The sequence below is a fragment of the Leptospira fluminis genome (assembly GCF_004771275.1).
In the GTDB taxonomy this organism is placed as follows: domain Bacteria; phylum Spirochaetota; class Leptospiria; order Leptospirales; family Leptospiraceae; genus Leptospira_B; species Leptospira_B fluminis.
In genome coordinates, this window is record NZ_RQEV01000003.1 from 616,772 (window position 1) to 635,089 (window position 18,318).

The following is an 18,318-nucleotide window of genomic DNA, read 5'->3' on the forward strand; positions in this document are numbered from 1 at the left end:
TTCGGAAAATCCCTGGATTTTCCCCCTGATTCCTCTAGTATCGGAAGGAAACCGCAAAGGATCAATATGGAAACTGACGTGCTCAACCCGAGAAACAGGATGCGATTTCCCCCCAAGCCCCGGATTTTCGGGGTTTTGAATATCACATCCGACTCTTTCTCCGACGGAGGCAGATATCTTGATCCGGATGCTGCCTTTCAAAAAGCTCTGTCCTTGGTTCGGGAGGGGGCGGACGTCGTCGATATCGGAGCGCAATCCTCGAATGTGGAGGCGGGCTGGGTGGAACCGGAAGCGGAGTGGGACAGGATGAAGGAGATCGTCCTTGAGCTTAAAAATCGAAAGATAGCCGTTTCCGTTGATACGTTCAAACCTTACGTGATCGAAAAGGCTCTCCAAGAGGGAGTCGATTTCATAAATAATATCCGGGCCTTTACGGATGGGGAGAGCGGAGAGACCCTGAGGAAATTTCCTTCCTCCGTAACGAAATACGTCGTTATGTATTCGCATAATCATGGTGACAAAGCGAAGCGAGATTCCCCTTTGGAGCCAGATACGGTACTGCAAGAGATCGTTTCTTTTTTTCGGGAGAGGAAGAGGACTTTGGAAGAATGGGGTATTTCTCCGGAGCGGATAGTATACGATCCCGGCATGGGCTTTTTTTTGAGCCCGGATCCGACGGTCAGTTTTTCCGTACTTTCTTCCGTGACGGAACTCTTGAACGAATTTCCAAGTTTAATGGTGTCAGTGACTCGGAAGTCGTTTCTTGGCAACGCTTTAGGGGGGATTCCGGTCGGAGAACGGGACGTTCCCACGGCGGTCTGCGAACTTTTCCTGTGGCTGCGGAATGTCCCTATGATCCGGACGCATTCGCCTTCTAAACTTCTTCAAGCGATTCGAACATGGAAACTTTCGCACGGAGAGGATTTTTAATCAACGACCGAGTATGTTTCTTTCGGCGGCTTCTTTTCCTTCCGGTACGGTAGTAGGTAGAAAATCCTCTTCCGAGATTTCCAAACCTTGGGCTTTCAATCTTCTAAAATAAGGTACCAGCGGAGTAAGGTCTGCTCGGGGGTTTCTGGATAGAAGGCAAGTTCTCCAGAGATTCAGGAAACGCAGATTACCCCGGTCGGATTCGGGAACTTTCCGGATCCATTCCAGGGCTTCGTCATATCTTTTTTTTTCCGAATACGCGTGGGCCAAATAATACTCTAGATCGGGCACCCGCTCTGCCGTCCCTATCAAACTCTGACCGAATACGATCGCCTCGTCCCATTTTTCCAAAGTATCCGCCATCTTTAGCATGAGTCCTCTGGCGTTTTTATGATACGGACTGACGACTAGAATCTTCTCCAAGTAAAAATAGCTCTTTGACCAATCCTGTTTTCTGTAAAAATAATCGGCTAGACCGTTCCAAGAATGAACTTCCTGTCCCGGAATGGAAGAGGACGAGTCCCAGAAAATGACCAATTCTTCCTCTCTCAGATTGTCTAGTAGGATCTTTTCGATCTTATTCCGTTCCGTCGGATTTGTCTGCTTTAGATAATTCGAAAGTAGGGCCTTGGCTTCGGAAATCGCATCAACCAGATAATAAAGTCTAAGCAGATTCAAAATAGGAATCGGATCGGAAGCGGACGACTTACGGGCCTCTAAAAACTCCTGCTCGGCTTCGTCCAAGAGAGATCTCTTAGCAAAAAGGATCCCCAGGTTATTGTGGTCTTCCGTGCTAATCGCTTTTCCTCGTAGGGATTTGGCTTCCCATGGACTTTCGATAGACTCGATCTTTTCCTTCGTAAATCGCTCGGAAGAAAGATACAAAAACCCGCGATCCGATTCCAAAGTTTCCGCATAGCGCACGGGATAAACGCACCCGCTCAAAAAGAGTTGGGTGATCAAAATTCGGAGAAGCGAATTAAGGAGCCTCTTTAGCGGGATTCTCTTCCAAATTTTTTTGTGCATACAACAGATATTTTAAGGCACGCTCGGTATCTCCATGAAATAGATACATGAGCGAAAGATCAAGCGCGTCCTGAGCTTCCGGAGCCTCGAAATCTTCCGGACTTTCTTTAGAAAGCACCAACTTATTCTTAAAATCGTTCAGCTTCTTTTTGGTCAGAGTTTCCAAATTTTCGAAGAATATTTTCTCTTCCGGTTTGGGATTCCTTTTAGAGTTTCGAACCGAATCCGAAAAATTGGAAAAACCCTGCGCCGTTGCGGTGACTTTCTTTAAAGTCTCGAAAGATTGTTTGTAGTTTCCCAATTTTACATGGATTTCGGTTAATAGAATTTCCATCCGAGGGTCGTTCGGATTCACGGCCAGTGCCTTCTCGGTAGCATCCAAAGCCTCTTCCCATTTTTCCGTATCGAAATAAATCGTAGCTAAGGCGGAAAGCGCGGTCCTATTTTTGGGTTCGATTTTCAGAACGTTCTTTAGATAGAGCTCCGATTTTTCGGGCTTCTCCAATTGTTTATAACAATAGGCAAGCAGAAGATGGGAGTTTAAATATCTCTTGTTCAGTTCTAAGGAATTTTTCAATGCCCGAATGGCGGCTTCCGGACTGTTCAGTCGATATAGCTCAACGCCCATGTTGTAGTAAAGCTCCGGAGTCTTTCCGATTTCCAGGGCTTTTCGGTATGTCCGGATCGCGTTTTCGGAATCCCCGGACTTGGAATACAAGGCTCCGAGATTCAGATATGCCTTTTGGAAGCCGGGCTCCGATTGGACGATTTCTCCGTATAATTTCGCGGCTTGGGAGATTTTGCCCTGTTTTTCTAGTCTAAGGGCCTCGTTGAATTTTTTACGCGAATCAGATTCCGCCATATCTGGAGTATCGACGTCAGAAAGAAATTCCGCAATCGGAAAAAGTCTTTAGGTGATTTCCGGATTTTTCCGATGAATAAAGGGAGAGAATCTCGACTGAGGACAAAAATGAAACGGTTTTCCGCGATCGTAGTTTTAACCACCATAACGGCTTGTGCTTCCGTAGAACCTAGACGGAGCATCAGCGCTTCCGGCGACCCGTCGGAAATCTTCTTCGAAAAAGAAATCTCGCCTATGGACCAGGAATCGAAAAAGGATATGGCATTGGCGCAAAATTCGGCCGGTCGGCAAAGGGGTTTGGACGATCTACTTTCGGATAATAAACCTGTAAAAGCGACTTTACCCGCAGCGAAAAAACCCACCGACGGAGATTTTGACGAAATCGGATATTCTTCCTGGTATGGACCTAAATTTCACGGAAAGCCCACCGCGAGCGGAGAATTATTCGATAAAACCAAATTGACTGCCGCTCACCCGAGCCTTCCTCTCGGGTCCGTCATCAAAGTAAAGAACTTGGAAAACGACAAGGAAGTAACCGTACGAGTGAATGACCGCGGACCCTTTGCGAAAGATCGGATCCTGGATCTATCGGAAAAGGCCGCAGAAAGCTTGGACTTTAAGGATGTAGGAATCGCAAAGGTAGGACTTAAAGTAATCAGCAAGGGCGGTAAAGACGAAACTGAAGATTTAGAGAACGTGGACGATGAAGAAGCTCTATTGAACGAAACCAAACCGGAAAAGTTGACTCCGAAAAAAGTCATCACACCCGCACCTTTGGTAAAGGGCGCTCCGAAGGGTCAAACCGTCCAAGTAGGAGTCTTTAGAAATAGCCAGCTTGCGGAAAACTACCGCAAAAACCTTTCCGCGGAGTACGGCGAAAAAGTTTATTTGTTCGAGCGAGAAGGGATGTTCGTACTTCAGATGGGAGATTTTTCGGACCGGGGAAAGGCCCTTCAACTGAAAACCAAGTTGAAAGAAGACGGAGTGGACTGTTTCATTCCCCTAAGATAAATCTTTTTAGACAGATGCGGAGCCGGAACCAAGCGATCTCGAAGAGAGGTCGCTTTTCTTTTTTGGAATCGTTGCTCCGATTGGAATTTGTTTGCGAAAAGTTTTTAATCCCTATGAGCCCTACAGCCCTGGAGTTTCATACGATCTCCGCAGATACTTTTGGCGAACTCTACATGGCCTATCGTGCAAGTGCCGGTGCCTTGTCCGCAAGCGGGATCCGTAAGCAACAGGATGGAAAGACAATGATCGTAATTCTTTAAATCTTTACCGCAAAGTTGTTCGTTACTGACTAATGCGTTGCAATTGGTAAGAAGAATCGAACCGAACAAAAAAGAAGAGGCAATCATTCGTTTTAGGCTGTGCATAACTTATCTCTTAGTCGGGGTTTTCGAGCGAATTTGCAGGAACTCAAATTGCTTCTTTTTCCAATTTTGTCAAATGATTTACGATTTTAAAATCCGACTCCTAAATTCCGTCGCCGTAGATGTATTCCTGAAGTTCCTGATCCCCTTTTACGGGAGAGTGCTTCGGCGCAGTCGCGTTCACTTTGGCATAAAGATCGTTTACTTCTTGCTGTAGAGTATCGATCTTTTCAGCTAGGATAGAAAAGATTCGAGCGATCGGGGCCGGAAGTTCGTTGTGATCGAGCATCCTTTCTCCCGCTTCCCCGAAGTCCACTTTGGAACGTACCACTTTTCCCGGAATTCCCACGACGGTGCAATCGGGCGGCACGTCTCGAAGTACTACGGAACCGGCCCCGATCCTTACGTTATGTTCTATAACAATATTTCCGAGAATTTTGGCTCCGGCTCCCACCACTACGTTTTCCTTCAGAGTTGGGTGTCTTTTTCCGGTTTCCTTTCCCGTTCCCCCTAAGGTTACTCCCTGCAAAATCAGGCATCCCCTACCGATTTCAGCCGTTTCTCCGATTACTACTCCGAGGCCATGGTCGATGAAAATGCCGGGTGAAATTTTCGCGCCCGGGTGGATGTCCACTCCCGTCAAAAATCGAGCGAACGTATTGATGATCCTTGGAATTAAGGGAAGGCCGAGCTTGTACAAGGAGTGCGCGACGGAATGAAACCAGAGCGCATGTAATCCCGGATAGCATAGTACGATTTCGATATAAGACTTTGCCGCCGGGTCGTTTCTTCGGATCGCTTTAATATTATCGAACAATCTTATTCCCTGTTCCTTTCGCGCTTGCCTAGAAGGCTCCTATCGGAAACCCTATGTAGGGTTCCCTTATATGTAAACAAGGAATCCGTCGCAACCACCCGATCGCCTTTCGGGTGGGGACAAAGGAGATCAGCCATTGGAAAAACCAAAATACGGACTCCATATCATCCTCTTCCTTCTTACTTTTTTGACTCTTACATTTCAGGAAGAGACTCTAAATCTTCCGTTTTTACAATGGGATTGGATTCGAGCCCAGTTTTGGGAGAGGTACTTGTATTCGATTCCCGTTTTGGGCATTCTATTCTGCCACGAAATGGGTCATTATTTAGCGGCAAGATATTACGGAATCCGGGCGACCCTTCCTTTTTTTATTCCTCTGCCCGTTTCACCGGTCGGTACAATGGGTGCCGTTATAAAGATTCAAGAGCCGATCCGGGACAAAAAGCAGCTTTTTGATATCGGAATCTGGGGACCTGCGATGAGCCTGATCCTTTCCGTCCCCTGCTATCTGATCGGCTTAAAGTATTCGAAATTGGTACCGATCTCGGAATTGTCCCAATCGCTCGGCGCCAATCCGGAATTGTTTCAGGTCCGATTCGGAGAGAGCTTACTCGTAGCTTGGGCCAACCAATTGGTCTTGGGTCCTTTCGACGCGAATTTGTACGAAGTAGAGATTCATCCGCTTGCGTTTGCCGGTTGGGTGGGCCTTTTGGTCACGGCGATCAATTTACTTCCTTTCGGCCAATTGGACGGAGGCCACGTAATTTATGCCGTTTTCGGGGAAAAGTACCGGAGCTGGATCTATTACTTATTCTGCGTATTTCTCGCGCTTTCTTTCTGGAATTATGCGTGGATCCTTTGGGGATTGCTCATCTACTATTTCATTAGGGTGGAACATCCTTACGTTCCGGATCCGATGGTTCCCTTGGATTCGATCCGGAAAGTTTCCGGCATCGCGATTTTGCTTTCATTGGTTTTTATTTTTACGCCTTCGCCCATGGAGATCGTTACTGCCGCAGGACCCCAGCCTAGCTTAGGAGAGGAGCTATGGAACGGAATTCGAGACCTTTTCGTCGAACAAAATTAGTCTTTGCGCTTTCTTTTATTCTAATCCTATTTTCGTTTCCGCAGCTCGGAGCCCAAGAAGAAGCCGATCTCGATATCCAATTGACCGAGAATCCTTACGGGCTGTCGTATGACGGCACGAATTTTTGGTTTGTAGACAGCAAGCGCAGAGCTATCTTTAAAGTGGACCCTACCGGACGACAGGAAGTCTTTAATCTGGGGATTCCCTTTCTTTCGGGATTGAATTTCGATACGAGAGAAGGAAAGGTATTCGTTGCCGCAAAACGCGTAATATTAAAAGTCGAGCCGAATACAGGCGGAGTCACGGACAGAATTTCCGTCCCGATAGACAAGATCGGCGGAATCGCCAATTTTCAAAATTACCTTTATATCTTGGACGCAGACTCGGGAAAAGTATCCGTTTATGACAAAGGCACGCAGACGATTCTAGGAGGCTTTTTAACGGATAGAGCCGGACCTAAAGATATCTGTTACGCGAGAAACAGCATTTGGATCTCCGATTCTTCGGACGGCAATATATACCGGTACGACCCGAACAACGGCAGAATTACGGGCTCCGTTAGGAGTCCTGCCAAAGATGTTCGGGGGCTGGCAATTCTAGGAAGCAGGATTTTCGTCGTGGACCGGACCAGTAAGGAAGTGAAAAAAATTTCCTTCGTAGAAACGGATCGCTTTCTCGCGTCCGGAGAAGCCACATATCTGGTCGACGTAAAGCTGACCTATAATCTCGACGAGCCTAGTTTGATGGGAGGAACTTTAGGACTTCTCCCGCCACCTACGACCGAGCACCAACGGATCCGAAATTTGAAAGCGAAAGATCCTAAATTCAAAGGAGACTTCGTTTCCGGGGTTCGCGGATTGGCGAAAAAGTTAGGCCTAGATGATCGCAAAGGAAATCATACGCTAGAATACCAATTCGAAGCGAGAACGACGAACGTTCGGTTTTATATCATGGATGAATTTCTCCAGAAAAAGGAGGAAATTCCGGCCGACTTATCACCTTTTCAAAAAACGAAGATTTCCGTAAAAGAAAAAGCGGGAAATTATTTTATCGATAAGATATTCGATTCCAGATTATTCCGATCGGATTGGGACGGCCTTAAAAAATCATTACTTGACGGAGGCGTGCCTATCCGTCCCGTTCGAACTGTGGTTCTTTCCAATCCGGCTTCCCCCGTTTTTAAGGATGCGCTCGAAGCCTACGTGCCCGGCTTCGGTTGGATTCCTCTTTCTTCCGTAAAACCCGAATCCGTTGAATCTTCCCGTACGTACCAAAAGAGCGAGGAAGTTCTGGATTTATACAGGAGCGAAAGTTCGGGAAGTCTCCCTTCTCCGTTAATGTACAAACAGAAAGATTCGGAGTACTGGAAACCGATCCCGGCGGAAGTCGAAATCCGAATTGTACCTAAGGGTTCCGGTTCCACGGATGCCGATCGAAGTTAACTTTTTAGGTTCAAAAGCCGGAAGGCTTGGCGTCCCAGAGTGAGGGAACGACCAAGCATATAAAAACCTAAGGACAACCAGAGTAGGTCGTTGTTTCCCTGTTGCTTCCCCGTTATCGCGACGGGAAGAAAAAACAGAAGCGTGCTTATGACCATAGCGTTTCTGAGGATTTTTCCCTCGGAAAGACCCAAAAAAAATCCGTCCAAAACGAAGGCTACGGAACCGAGTAAGAGAACCGGAGCTAACCAGAATCTATATCGATAAGTTATCTTAAGAACATCCTGATTTTTGGAAATCCAAGGGAAGATCCAATCTGGAAAGAGTATGATAAAAAATGAAAATAGAAATCCGATGGTTCCTGCGGAAATCAATGCGAGCTCGAGTAAAAACGACATGCTCCGGAGGTCTTTTTTACCTTTCGCCTCCCCGGCTAAGGTTTCCGTAGCTACGGCAGTTCCATCTATCCAGTACGCGGCTACCAAAATCAGTTCCAACAGGATCGCGTTCCCGGCTAAAACCACGGACCCGAAAACCGAACTGAAATTTCTGAAAATCCCGAACGCGGTAACCAGCATCACTGTGCGCAATAGGATGTCTTTGTTCAGAGATAATAGCGATCTGAAATCCGGCCATGAAAAAAACTTTTCCGAGCCGTCGGAGAAAAGAGTAAAACGATCCCTCTCTCGTATATAACATAATAGGAAAATAAAAAGCATAAAGAACTGGCTGATTGTCGTAGCTATGCCCGCTCCCCAAGATCGCCAATCGAAGTAGAGTACAAACCAGAAATCCAGGACTATGTTCAATAAGTTCGAAAGAACGGTAGCGAATAGTACGACCCCGCTTTTGCTTCTTCCTAAAAACCAGCCCATCAAAGCGAAATTGCAAAGTGTGGCGGGTGCGCTTCCGATACGAGCCTGAAAGTACTCCAAGCCGGCCGATTTTACCTGTTCGTCTCCTTGCAAAAGAAAAAAGGAAAACTCCTGTATCGGATTTTTTAGTAGTAAAATACACAATCCGATCCCGAGTCCTAAAAACAGAGACCGGAAAAGTACGAGATCAGATTTGGATTCGTTTTCTTCTCCGTACGCCTGAGCGGTAAGTCCGGTGGTCCCCATGCGTAAAAAGGCGAAACTCCAAAAAAGGTAATCAAAGACCACGTTGGTAAGCGCTACGCCCGCTAGAAAAGTATGGGTTTCCAGCTGTCCGAGTACCGCCGCGTCCGCTAACCCGGCTAAGGGGACGGCTAGGTTCGCCAAGATATTATAAAATGCCAGACGATAAAATTTTCGTTTCAAGAGGTTGAATTTTCTTTAGTGTCCTGCAATCTTTGAAATACGTTGCAAGCCACAAGATCTCCCGTTACGTTCACGACGGTTCTGCACATATCTAACAGTCGATCTACGCCTAGAATGATTCCGATTCCTTCCGTCGGAATTCCTACGCCGGTCAAAATGGTGGCCAGGATCACGATTCCTAAACCCGGAGTGCTGGGAGTACCGATCGATGCGATCACGGTCGCTACCAATACGAATCCCAATTGGAAAAGGGTAAGCTCTATCCCATATACCTGAGCCAGAAAAACCGTAGCGGTGGCTTGGTAGAGTGCGGTTCCGTCCATGTTGATGGTTGCACCCAGAGGAATGATAAACTCGGCTATTTTTTTGGACACTCCCATCTTTTCAATTCCGGTCCTTAAGGTAAAAGGCAGGACTGCAGCCGAACTGGACGTGGAGAAGGCGAGAAGCTGGAGTTCCCCCGCATTCTTAAAGAACCAGACGGGATTTCTTTTCGCAATGAAGACGAGTAAAAGGGAGTAGAATAACAGAACGACGACTAGTCCGCCCAAGACACAAAAGAAATATACGCCCAAACTTACGAGAATATGAAAGCCGATTTTTGCGGTCATCTGTGCGATCAAACCGAAGACTGCGAACGGCGCTAACTTCATAGCCCAGTTCACGAAAACCATGCTGGTTTTAAAGACTGCTTGGAACATCTCCGTGACAGACTTGAAAGTAGGTCCGTCTAGGGAAAGTAAGGCGACCCCCACCAAAATCCCTAATAGAACTACGCCGAGCATGTCCCCGGCGAACAGAGTTTGGAAAGGGTTTTTGGGTAAGACAGAAAGAAACAACTCGGGTATTTTCCGAAAACTGGGAGCTTCCGTTTGCGGAGGGATTTTTGCAAGAATGCCCGTTTCGGGGATTCCGGCCGGATCCACGAAATTTCCCGGTCGAACGAAACTCGCGATCGCAATTCCGAACGATACGGCGACGAAAGTCGTAAAGACGAAGTACAAAAAAACTTGGAACCCGAACTTTCTCAGATTTTCCACGGTTTCGCCGGCGCTGACCCCGAGCAGGATGGACGAGAAGACCAACGGAATCATGATCATCTGTAGAAGTATCAGGAACAATTGCCCTGGCAGTCCTAACCAAGCGGAGAGGATCGAACTCGTCTCCTTCGAAACCAGTTCATACTCCGGGCTCAAGCACAGACCGACGATCGTTCCTAAAAACAATCCCAGAAGCACCCGGGACCATAGTTCTTTTCGGATCAGGGAAATCAGATTCGAATTGAACCTTCGGATTCTTTCAAAGGCGACCATGATCGACAGAATCGAGACGATTCCCGTATTTTTCTATTGATTTTTCCCTTTTCAAATTGATAGTGAAGGCTTAAATCGTTTTTCCGCGATTTCTTTCGTCTTAAAAACGAAAGAAGCCGTACCAAAGACATAGAATCGGTCGGAGTCGCTTTCAATATCCGCGGTTTGAAGCGACCTTAGGAGTTTATGGGGTTAAATACAATCTCTTGGGACTTGGTCCTATTTAACTATTATTCTTTCGGAAGTTTATTGGTCACTTTGACCACCTTCTTTCTCGGTATTTTTTTTCTAACCTTAAAGAATAAAACGGTGGCGACGACCCACTTAGGTTTGGGATTTATCCTTTTCACTTTTTTTGAAAGCGGGTACTTCTTCGCTGCGCTCCTATATCATCCGTTCGCTTCGTACCACCGATGGATCACGGGGGGCTTTATTCTTCCGGCTTTGACTCATTATACCCAATTTCTTTTGAGGTTTCCGGGAAATAGCAACCAGCGTTTAGCGAAATGGGTCTTGATCGTAGAGTATTCCGTCATCGTGGTCGTCGTAATACTTTTCATTTACCTGACTTCCATTGCCGACCGCATCTATCACTTTACCGCTCATCACTGGGACGTCAACGCTTACGACGCGAGCCGCTATTTGGCCATCGTAATCGCCATCGTGTCCATAGTCGGCTTCCTGATCATTCCGATTTGGAGAATTTTCGCAACGAAGGATAAGAGACGGGTCGCCTTGATCATGTTTACGGTAGGGTTTTTGGTCGCTGCGATCTATCCGAATGTCTCCAACGTCTTGAGCCGGGACGGAGCTATGGAGCGTTCCACTTACATGACTTCGAACGTGATCTTCTTTTTGGCGTCATTCTCCGTTCTCGTGATCGCGTTCATCAATAATAGTGCGGAAAGAACCACGTTTATGGTAAAGATCGTGGGGATCACCCTGTTTACGATCTGCTTGATCATGCAGGCGCTCGTATTCATTTCCAGTCAGGAAAAAGAATCCGAATATGATAGCTTGAAAATGGTTAATATCGAGCGGGCGATTGAAAACGGGGTCAAGACGGACGATATAAAATACATCGTACGGTGGAACGGCAATAGCGACGTTTTAAATTCGAAAGAATACGATCGGAAATTAGATCTGAATCTCGCACAGGTAGAGATAGATCTTCAGAACGTGACGATTTACGAAGAAATCCGGAATTTACGGGAAAAGAATTTTCGGAAATCTTTGGCGGAAATTCTGGACCAAACCCACACGTATTTCGGCGGTTACAAACGGCAGATATTGGAATTCGTATCTCATAACGAAAAACTTTCCGGCGAAGAATTGAAGACCGCCTTATTAGGCGAGGCGGAAAAATGGAATAAGCAGGCTTTCGTCGCCGCCAATCGATTAGAAGGAGTTGTGGGTTCGAATTTCTGCAAAAAGGGTCGTTCCTTTATCGATTCGCTGGGAAACGAATCGTATAAGCAGGAGATATTTTCGCATTGGTCGGAAGATTGTCTTTGGGATGGAAAGAAACTCTCCGACGACGAGCTAAAGGAAGAAATTCTCCGATATTTCCGCTATTTTAAGCCGAGCGAAACACGCCACTATCGAAGGAGTCTGGACGGATCCGGGCATTACGTGGCTTTCATGAAATTTTCGCCGGATACGGGCGAGATGAGCGAAGTCGGATTTTCCTATCTGATCTATCGCGAATTCATGCACCCGACGGCGGTGAAACAGACGATCATTCTTCTTTCGGTAATCTTCGTCGTATTGGTCTTATTTCCTCTCTTCTTCAAGAATAGTCTTGTGGATCCACTCAACGGTCTTCTGGCCGGGGTCGAGAAAGTCAACAAGGGAGATCTGGATGTAGTCGTTCCGGTGAAAGTTCGGGACGAAATCGGATTTCTCGCCGATTCGTTTAACGCGATGGTTTCTTCGATTAAACAGGCGAGACGAGAACTTCAGGATTACGCCGAAAATTTGGAGGAAAAAGTTCGGGAAAGAACGAGAGAGGTGCAGGAAAAAATGGAAGAAGTCCAGCGGCTCAAAGTGCAGCAGGACGGGGACTATTTCCTCACTTCCCTTTTGGCAAAACCTCTGTTTTATAACGCGAATAAATCCAAATTGGTATCCACGGATTTCATTATCCGGCAAAAGAAGCAATTCGAGTTCCGAGGAAAACATTCCGATTTGGGTGGGGATATTTGCGTCACCGGAAATCTACGCCTGGGAAGATCCGATTCTTTTAAAAGATTCACCGTCGCGATGAACGGGGATGCGATGGGAAAATCCATGCAAGGCGCAGGCGGGGCTTTGGTAATGGGAGTCGTTATGAATTCCATTTTGGCCAGATCCGCGGCAAACAACCGCATCTTGGATTCCACACCGGAACAATGGTTGGCGGATATATACCTGGAAATTCATGCGGTCTTCAAATCTTTCAACGGTTCGATGGTGATTTCCGCATGCGTTTATTTGGTCGAAGACGAGACCGGCAAGTGCTGGTATTTCAATGCGGAACACCCGTTTACGGTTCTTTTACGAGACGGAAAGGCGAGTTTCGTGGAAGACGGTCTGACCTTACGGAAACTAGGTTTGGATTCGGAATTCGATTTCCAGGTTCATTCGTTTCAATTGCAAACCGGAGATATTTTGATCCTCGGTTCGGACGGAAGGGACGACGTAGACATTACTCCCGAAGAGACGGTTCGGACGATCAACGAGGACGAGACCTTATTTTTGCGACACGTGGAAAAATCCAGAGGCAATCTCGAGGAAATCGAAACGGAAATCCGAAAAACCGGGGAACTTACGGACGACCTATCTCTCCTGAAGATTGAATTCCAAGCCGAGCCCAAGAAGGATGAAATCGAAGATATCTTCGATTCCGAGGACCATATAGACAAAGCCCTCAATACGGATGCGGTGTACGAGGACGCCCGAAAACTCTATAAAACCGGTAAGTTGGAAGAAGCTCTATATCTTTTGAAGACGGGCTATATGCATGATAGCGCCAACCAGAAATTGAATAAGTTACTCGGTTTATTGAGCTTCAAAGGGAAGGATTATTCGACTGCGGTAGAAGTTCTGAATAACTATCTGGGAAGCGATCCGGACCTTCACGAATACTGGTTCTATCTGTCGATCGCCAATAAGAAAATGGGTAAATACGAACAGGCCCTTTCCGCAAGCCTCAAGTTGCTGGAAGTGGACCCTGAAAATTTATCCAACCTAGTAAACCTGGCGGATATATATCGACTGATGGAAGTTTATGACCGTGCAGAGGAATATGCTAGGAAGATCCTGCAGAGAGAACCTGGAAACGAAAACGCTCACAAACTGATTCGTCTTATCGAGAGGGACCGGTGATACGGAAACGCCTCGTCGGAAAACGATCCGTCGGTTGTTGCGGGCGTTTTCTGATCGGGGTTTTCCTATTGTCTATTTCGAGCATAGGAAACGCCCAGAACCTTTCGAAATACGGCGCTACTTCGGGAATGGAACGCTCCGTCAGATTTCGGGACGGTGATACGGTCTTTACGATCAGAAACGAGACGACGGCGCATAGCTGGAACCAATACGCTTTCGAAAAGACGAGAGATCTGATCGATGCTTACGAATCTTATACGGGAGTTTCTTTCCAGCGTGCTACCGTACCGATTTACAAGACCTTACCCGAGTCGGAAAAAAACCGCATCCGTTTGGTCCTTAAAGAGTCGGTTTACTTAAATGGAACTCGGATCGGCGGATACAATAATGTTTCAGGCGGGACCGGTAAGGAGTTAGGAATTTTTTTGGAATCCGGATTGGTTCCCATCGGTTCCCCAGCGCTGCTTTTGCACGAATTGGGGCATTACTATTTTACGGAGCCTATTTGGCTGGCCGAGGGAATCGTCTCTTTTTTGCCGTTTTTACTGGCTAAGAAAGGAATTCTCAAGCTAACAAAACAGGAAATTTCATCCGTTTCGGAAGAATGGCAGTTGTCGGAACGCCCTTCCAAAATAGATCCCCCGCTTGCGGAGAATTTTCACTCGGACGATCCTCGGGTCGGTGCTTGGCTGTACTCCAAATCCGTACGTTTGCAAGGAATTCTTTATCGAGAATTGGGAAACGAAAATTATCGTAAATTTTTAAAAACGGCGATCAGCCAGGACTTGTCGGATGGAAACGGATTGTTAGCGGTCCTTCGCTCCATTCAACCCAAAAATTGGGAGTCTATACTGAAAGGCTGGGTGTTGCCCGGAAAATATTCGACCTACTCGATCCATTCATTTTCGAAAATGAAGGACTGGGACTCACTTTAACGAACGGCGTTTTATCTTAGAACAATCGTTAGGTTTAGCTTTCCGCCAGACTCGCGTTTTTCGTTTGATCAGAATATAAGTAAGACTAGAATAAACCATTCGTAATCCTCTTTTTACTAAGAAATCGGAATCCGCTGTAATATGGAATTATTCACTATCCTAAAAGAAGATATTCTCTTAAATTATTATTCGTTCGGAAGTCTTTTGGCCTTTTTAACGGTCTTTCTCGCTTCCTTATTTTTTCTTTTTTTAAAGGGACGCTCCTCCAGTACGCGCCATCTGGCTTTAGGTGCCTTGTTTCTCTCCTTTCTTTGGTTGGGCTATTTTATCGCGGCGATGATCTATCATCCTATGGCCGCATATCATCGCTGGATGACTGTCGGTTTTATTTTCCCTGCGATTTTGCATTTGGGGCAGTTCATTGCCAGGTATCCGGAGGACACGAATCCGAAAGTTTCCCGGTCTCTTTTGATCGGCATGTATGTCGTAGCGATCGTGGCCACCGTCCTGTTTTTTTATACGACATGGAATGCGCCCAAAAAGTACCACTTTACGGCTCACCATTGGGACTTTAACGCTGAAAAAGTTTCCAGAACGATTGCGCTTATCATCGGCGCTTTCGTTCTCACGTCCTTTTTAGTGATTCCCGTATGGAAGATGATTATAACGAAAGGACGGGTGAGATTCGCCATTGCGGCTTTTATGATATCCATGTTGGTCGGCGGGGTGATCCCGGCTCTGACCAATATCATGAGCAGGGACGGCGTGATAGAACGCTCCACATTTTTGACTTCCATCGTTCTATTGATTACGCTGGCAATTTTTTTGATTTTGGTAATGTTCCTGAATTTCAGCGAGGAAAAGACCACGTTCATGATCAAGATCGTCGGGATCACTTTCGTGACGGTTATGCTGATCATGCAAGCGTTGGTTTTCATCTCCGATCAGGACAAGGAGACGGAATACGATACCAAAAGCATCGTGAACATGGAAAGAGTATTGGAGGGGGGGCAGAAGGCCCCCGAAATGGAATATATAGTCAACTGGGAAGGCGGAGATAATCCGGTAGATTATTCCAAATATAACAAAGCCTTCGATCTAAGGCTTCCCCAGTTGGAAGCCGACTTCAGAAATACGGAATTGTTCGAACGGATCAAAAGTCTTCCGGATAAGAATTTTAGACGCAGCCTAATAAAGGTCCTGGGCGAAGGCCATGAATACTTTCAAGGATACCGGAAATCCATAGAGGATTATCTGGAAAAAAATCCCAAGACCGACGATAAGGAATTAAAATCGAATCTCTTTAAATTCTTAGTTTCCTTAAATCGGAATGTGTTCGTCGCGGCGAACAAGCTGGATTATATCTTTCCGATCGATTTTTGTCAGGAAGGAAAAAACTATCTAAAAGGATCCGCAGCGGACGTATCGCATTTTCGGGATTATATCCTTTCGAAGTGGAAGGAATGTACGCTAGAAGGAAGGGATTTACTTCCCGGAGAATTAAAATCGGAGGTCCTACTGTATTTAAGGCCGTTCCAACCGGCTTTGAGCAGGCATTATCGTAAGAGTCTAGACGAACACCAGCATTTCGTAGCCTATATTCATTATGATGCGGAAAAGGATCTTACTAGCGAGTTAGGATATTCGTATCGGGGATATCGGGAATTCATGCATCCCACCGCAGTAAAGCAAACAGTCATTTTGGGCGTCGTTCTGATCGTGATTCTTTTCGTCTTTCCGCTATTCTTTAGACAAAGTTTGGTTACTCCGTTGAACCGACTTTTGAGCGGAGTGGAAAAGGTAAACGAGGGCAGCTTAAACGTCGAGGTTCCCGTGGAAGTGAAGGACGAAATCGGATTCCTTTCAGACTCTTTCAACAGTATGGTAAGCTCGATTCGCCAAGCGAGAGGAGAACTCCAGGACTATGCCGAACACCTCGCCGACAAGGTTAGAGAAAGGACCCGGGAATTATCCGAAAAAATGGAGGAGTTGCAAAGGCTCAAGGTGCAACAGGACGGGGACTATTTTCTCACTTCCTTATTGGCCAAACCTTTGTTTTATGACGCGAATAAGTCCGTTAAGGTAAAGACCGATTTCATTTTGCACCAAAAGAAGCAGTTCGAATTCAGAGGGAAGCGCGCGGATTTGGGCGGAGATATCTGTGTCACCGGTAACCTGAGATTAGGAAAGGATCATAATTATAAGCGGTATACCTTTGCTATGAATGGTGACGCTATGGGAAAATCCATGCAGGGAGCGGGAGGCTCTCTCGTTATGGGAGTGGTCGTGAATTCGATATTGGCTCGTTCGGCGGCTAACGATCGCGTTTTGGATATGACTCCGGAACAATGGTTGAGCGAGACATACCTGGAAACTCAGTCCGTATTCAAATCCTTTAATGGTTCCATGGTCATTTCGGGAACGTTTCTCTTAGTGGAGGAAGAAACCGGAAAAGTCTGGTACTTTAACGCGGAGCACCCCTTTTCCGTTCTCTACCGTGACGGTCGCGCCGGATTCCTAGAAAGTAGTTTGACTCTAAGAAAGATCGGACTGGATTCCGAGTACGAATTCAAGGTTTTAAAAACGAATTTGGAACCGGGAGACGTACTGATTGTAGGCTCTGACGGTAAAGACGACCTGGATTTGACGCCGGAGAAGGAAGTAAGAACGATCAACGAGGACGAGATGCTCTTCTTGCAATTCGTCGAAAAGGGGAACGGGGATCTGGTACGAATAGAGGAGGAGATCCGGGAATACGGAGAATTGACTGACGATCTTTCACTGCTCCGCATAGAATACGACCCGTCCGGACGGAATCGTGAAGAAGACGAAGTCCAGTCGGGAACCGAAGATTGGAAATCCGTCTATAAAAAAGCAAGAGAAGATTATCAGGACGGGAAGGCCGAGGACGCGATCAAGGCTTTGGATTCCCTTTATAAAAACGATCCCGAAAATACGAAGGTAACCAAACTTTTAGGCCTGCTCAGTTTCAAGGGTAAGAACTACGCAAAAGCCGTCGAGGTTTTGAACAAATATTTGGGCTCCGATCCCGATCTGGTGGAGTATTGGTACTATTTGTCTCTAGCGAATCGTAGGATCGGACATATGGACGACGCGATCTTAGCTGCGAAAAAGATGGAGAACCTACAACCGGACAACAGCAATAATTTGGTCAATTTGTCCGATTTGTATAGACAGACGGAGCAATTCGAATTGGCGATGGAATATGCCCGTAAAGCTCTAGAAATGGATCCGAACAACGAAAATGCGATGAAGCTGGTAAGGCTTATTCAGAGAGACCGCTCCGAAGGTTAATATTTTCCCTTTTCGAAGTCTTTGTAGAGCATCGAAGTCTGGATCCCTTTATTGCCTTGGTATTTTCCGGATTTGTATTCCGTAATCTCGCCTTCCACCGTATGGTAGAAAATTTGGCAGATTTCCACGTTCGGATAGATGACTAAAGGTTGGATGACCGAGATTTCTAATGTCCAAAATCCTTTGAATCCTACGTCTCCAAAACCCGCGGTTACGTGAACGTACATACCCAACCTACCGATGGAGGATCGGCCTTCCAGCATAGGGACTAAGTTGTGGGTTTCCGTATATTCCACGGTGCGACCGAGATATAATACGCCGGGCTTTAGTTCGAGACCGGACTCCGAGATTTTCAGTTTTACCGCTTCGTTCGGCTTCTTCATATCCAGCGGTAGGGCAGTGTATTGAAGCAGTTCATCGTAAAGTCTTAGGTTGTAAGAATTCGGATTCAATCTTTCGTCCGAATAAGGATCGATCAGGATATCGGTTCCGATACGCTTTTTAATCTCTTTGCCCGTCAATATCATCCTGATCCACTCTCTACCCGGTATTAT

Annotated in this window: 14 protein-coding genes; 7 read left to right on the plus strand and 7 right to left on the minus strand. The window is 46.4% G+C overall.

The window, feature by feature from the left end:
- Positions 1–66: 66 nt before the first annotated feature.
- Positions 67–930, plus strand: coding sequence for a dihydropteroate synthase (folP, locus tag EHO61_RS04730; RefSeq protein ID WP_135812451.1), 864 nt, complete (start codon positions 67–69; stop codon positions 928–930).
- Here the strand turns inward: folP and EHO61_RS04735 are convergent, their stop codons facing one another.
- Together EHO61_RS04735 and EHO61_RS04740 are read right to left on the minus strand one after the other, a co-directional pair.
- Positions 931–1,893, minus strand: coding sequence for a tetratricopeptide repeat protein (locus EHO61_RS04735; protein WP_246032003.1), 963 nt, complete (start codon positions 1,891–1,893; stop codon positions 931–933).
- Positions 1,894–1,909: 16 nt separating this feature from the next.
- Entirely contained in the window at positions 1,910–2,818 is a 909-nt protein-coding gene (locus EHO61_RS04740; RefSeq protein ID WP_135812453.1) for a tetratricopeptide repeat protein, read from the minus strand.
- 108 nt (positions 2,819–2,926) lie between these two features.
- On the opposite strand from EHO61_RS04740, the gene mpl36 reads away from it, so the two are divergent.
- Positions 2,927–3,829 (plus strand): RlpA family plasminogen-binding lipoprotein MPL36, encoded by a 903-nt coding sequence (gene mpl36, locus EHO61_RS04745; protein ID WP_135812454.1) that lies wholly within the window; start codon positions 2,927–2,929, stop codon positions 3,827–3,829.
- A 104-nt stretch (positions 3,830–3,933) separates the two neighbouring features.
- Here the strand turns inward: mpl36 and EHO61_RS04750 are convergent, their stop codons facing one another.
- On the minus strand, positions 3,934–4,176 hold the full coding sequence (locus tag EHO61_RS04750; RefSeq protein WP_246032004.1) for a hypothetical protein: 243 nt from the start codon (positions 4,174–4,176) through the stop codon (positions 3,934–3,936).
- Positions 4,177–4,294: 118 nt separating this feature from the next.
- Positions 4,295–5,008: a serine O-acetyltransferase gene (cysE, locus tag EHO61_RS04755; RefSeq protein ID WP_135812456.1), complete on the minus strand. Its 714-nt coding sequence runs from the start codon at positions 5,006–5,008 to the stop codon at positions 4,295–4,297.
- A gap of 136 nt (positions 5,009–5,144) precedes the next feature.
- On the opposite strand from cysE, the gene EHO61_RS04760 reads away from it, so the two are divergent.
- Together EHO61_RS04760 and EHO61_RS04765 are read left to right on the plus strand one after the other, a co-directional pair.
- Positions 5,145–6,095, plus strand: coding sequence for a site-2 protease family protein (locus EHO61_RS04760; protein WP_135812457.1), 951 nt, complete (start codon positions 5,145–5,147; stop codon positions 6,093–6,095).
- Positions 6,056–7,537 (plus strand): NHL repeat-containing protein, encoded by a 1,482-nt coding sequence (locus EHO61_RS04765; protein WP_135812458.1) that lies wholly within the window; start codon positions 6,056–6,058, stop codon positions 7,535–7,537. The genes EHO61_RS04760 and EHO61_RS04765 overlap by 40 nt, the downstream gene beginning before the upstream one ends.
- Here the strand turns inward: EHO61_RS04765 and EHO61_RS04770 are convergent.
- Together EHO61_RS04770 and EHO61_RS04775 are read right to left on the minus strand one after the other, a co-directional pair.
- The gene (locus EHO61_RS04770) at positions 7,534–8,835 is read right to left on the minus strand and encodes an MATE family efflux transporter (protein WP_135812459.1); all 1,302 of its coding nucleotides are present in this window, start codon (positions 8,833–8,835) and stop codon (positions 7,534–7,536) included. The two genes, EHO61_RS04765 and EHO61_RS04770, sit on opposite strands and share 4 nt — an antisense overlap.
- On the minus strand, positions 8,832–10,148 hold the full coding sequence (locus EHO61_RS04775) for a dicarboxylate/amino acid:cation symporter (RefSeq protein ID WP_135812460.1): 1,317 nt from the start codon (positions 10,146–10,148) through the stop codon (positions 8,832–8,834). The genes EHO61_RS04770 and EHO61_RS04775 overlap by 4 nt, the downstream gene beginning before the upstream one ends.
- 186 nt (positions 10,149–10,334) lie before the next feature.
- Between EHO61_RS04775 and EHO61_RS04780 the strand changes: the two genes are divergently transcribed.
- From EHO61_RS04780 to EHO61_RS04790, 3 genes are all read left to right on the plus strand, one after another.
- Complete coding sequence (locus tag EHO61_RS04780; RefSeq protein ID WP_135812461.1) at positions 10,335–13,514, plus strand: SpoIIE family protein phosphatase; 3,180 nt, start codon at positions 10,335–10,337, stop codon at positions 13,512–13,514.
- Positions 13,511–14,449 carry a gluzincin family metallopeptidase gene (locus EHO61_RS04785; RefSeq protein ID WP_246032005.1) on the plus strand — a complete coding sequence of 313 codons (939 nt, stop codon included), beginning with the start codon at positions 13,511–13,513 and terminating at the stop codon, positions 14,447–14,449. Before EHO61_RS04780 ends, EHO61_RS04785 begins: the two co-directional genes overlap by 4 nt.
- A 141-nt stretch (positions 14,450–14,590) precedes the next feature.
- Positions 14,591–17,764: a SpoIIE family protein phosphatase gene (locus EHO61_RS04790; protein ID WP_135812462.1), complete on the plus strand. Its 3,174-nt coding sequence runs from the start codon at positions 14,591–14,593 to the stop codon at positions 17,762–17,764.
- On the opposite strand, the gene dcd is transcribed toward EHO61_RS04790, so the two are convergent.
- Positions 17,761–18,291, minus strand: coding sequence for a dCTP deaminase (gene dcd, locus EHO61_RS04795; RefSeq protein WP_135812589.1), 531 nt, complete (start codon positions 18,289–18,291; stop codon positions 17,761–17,763). The two genes, EHO61_RS04790 and dcd, sit on opposite strands and share 4 nt — an antisense overlap.
- Between the last annotated feature and the right edge of the window lie 27 nt (positions 18,292–18,318).

What these genes read in the sequence shown, in the direction of transcription:
- folP (WP_135812451.1), top strand. Translation starts at nt 67, where the DNA reads ATGGAAACTGACGTGCTCAACCCGAGAAACAGGATGCGATTTCCCCCC.
- EHO61_RS04740 (WP_135812453.1), bottom strand. Translation starts at nt 2,818, where the DNA reads ATGGCGGAATCTGATTCGCGTAAAAAATTCAACGAGGCCCTTAGACTA.
- mpl36 (WP_135812454.1), top strand. Translation starts at nt 2,927, where the DNA reads ATGAAACGGTTTTCCGCGATCGTAGTTTTAACCACCATAACGGCTTGT.
- EHO61_RS04750 (WP_246032004.1), bottom strand. Translation starts at nt 4,176, where the DNA reads ATGATTGCCTCTTCTTTTTTGTTCGGTTCGATTCTTCTTACCAATTGC.
- EHO61_RS04765 (WP_135812458.1), top strand. Translation starts at nt 6,056, where the DNA reads ATGGAACGGAATTCGAGACCTTTTCGTCGAACAAAATTAGTCTTTGCG.
- EHO61_RS04775 (WP_135812460.1), bottom strand. Translation starts at nt 10,148, where the DNA reads ATGGTCGCCTTTGAAAGAATCCGAAGGTTCAATTCGAATCTGATTTCC.
- EHO61_RS04780 (WP_135812461.1), top strand. Translation starts at nt 10,335, where the DNA reads ATGGGGTTAAATACAATCTCTTGGGACTTGGTCCTATTTAACTATTAT.
- EHO61_RS04790 (WP_135812462.1), top strand. Translation starts at nt 14,591, where the DNA reads ATGGAATTATTCACTATCCTAAAAGAAGATATTCTCTTAAATTATTAT.
- dcd (WP_135812589.1), bottom strand. Translation starts at nt 18,291, where the DNA reads ATGATATTGACGGGCAAAGAGATTAAAAAGCGTATCGGAACCGATATC.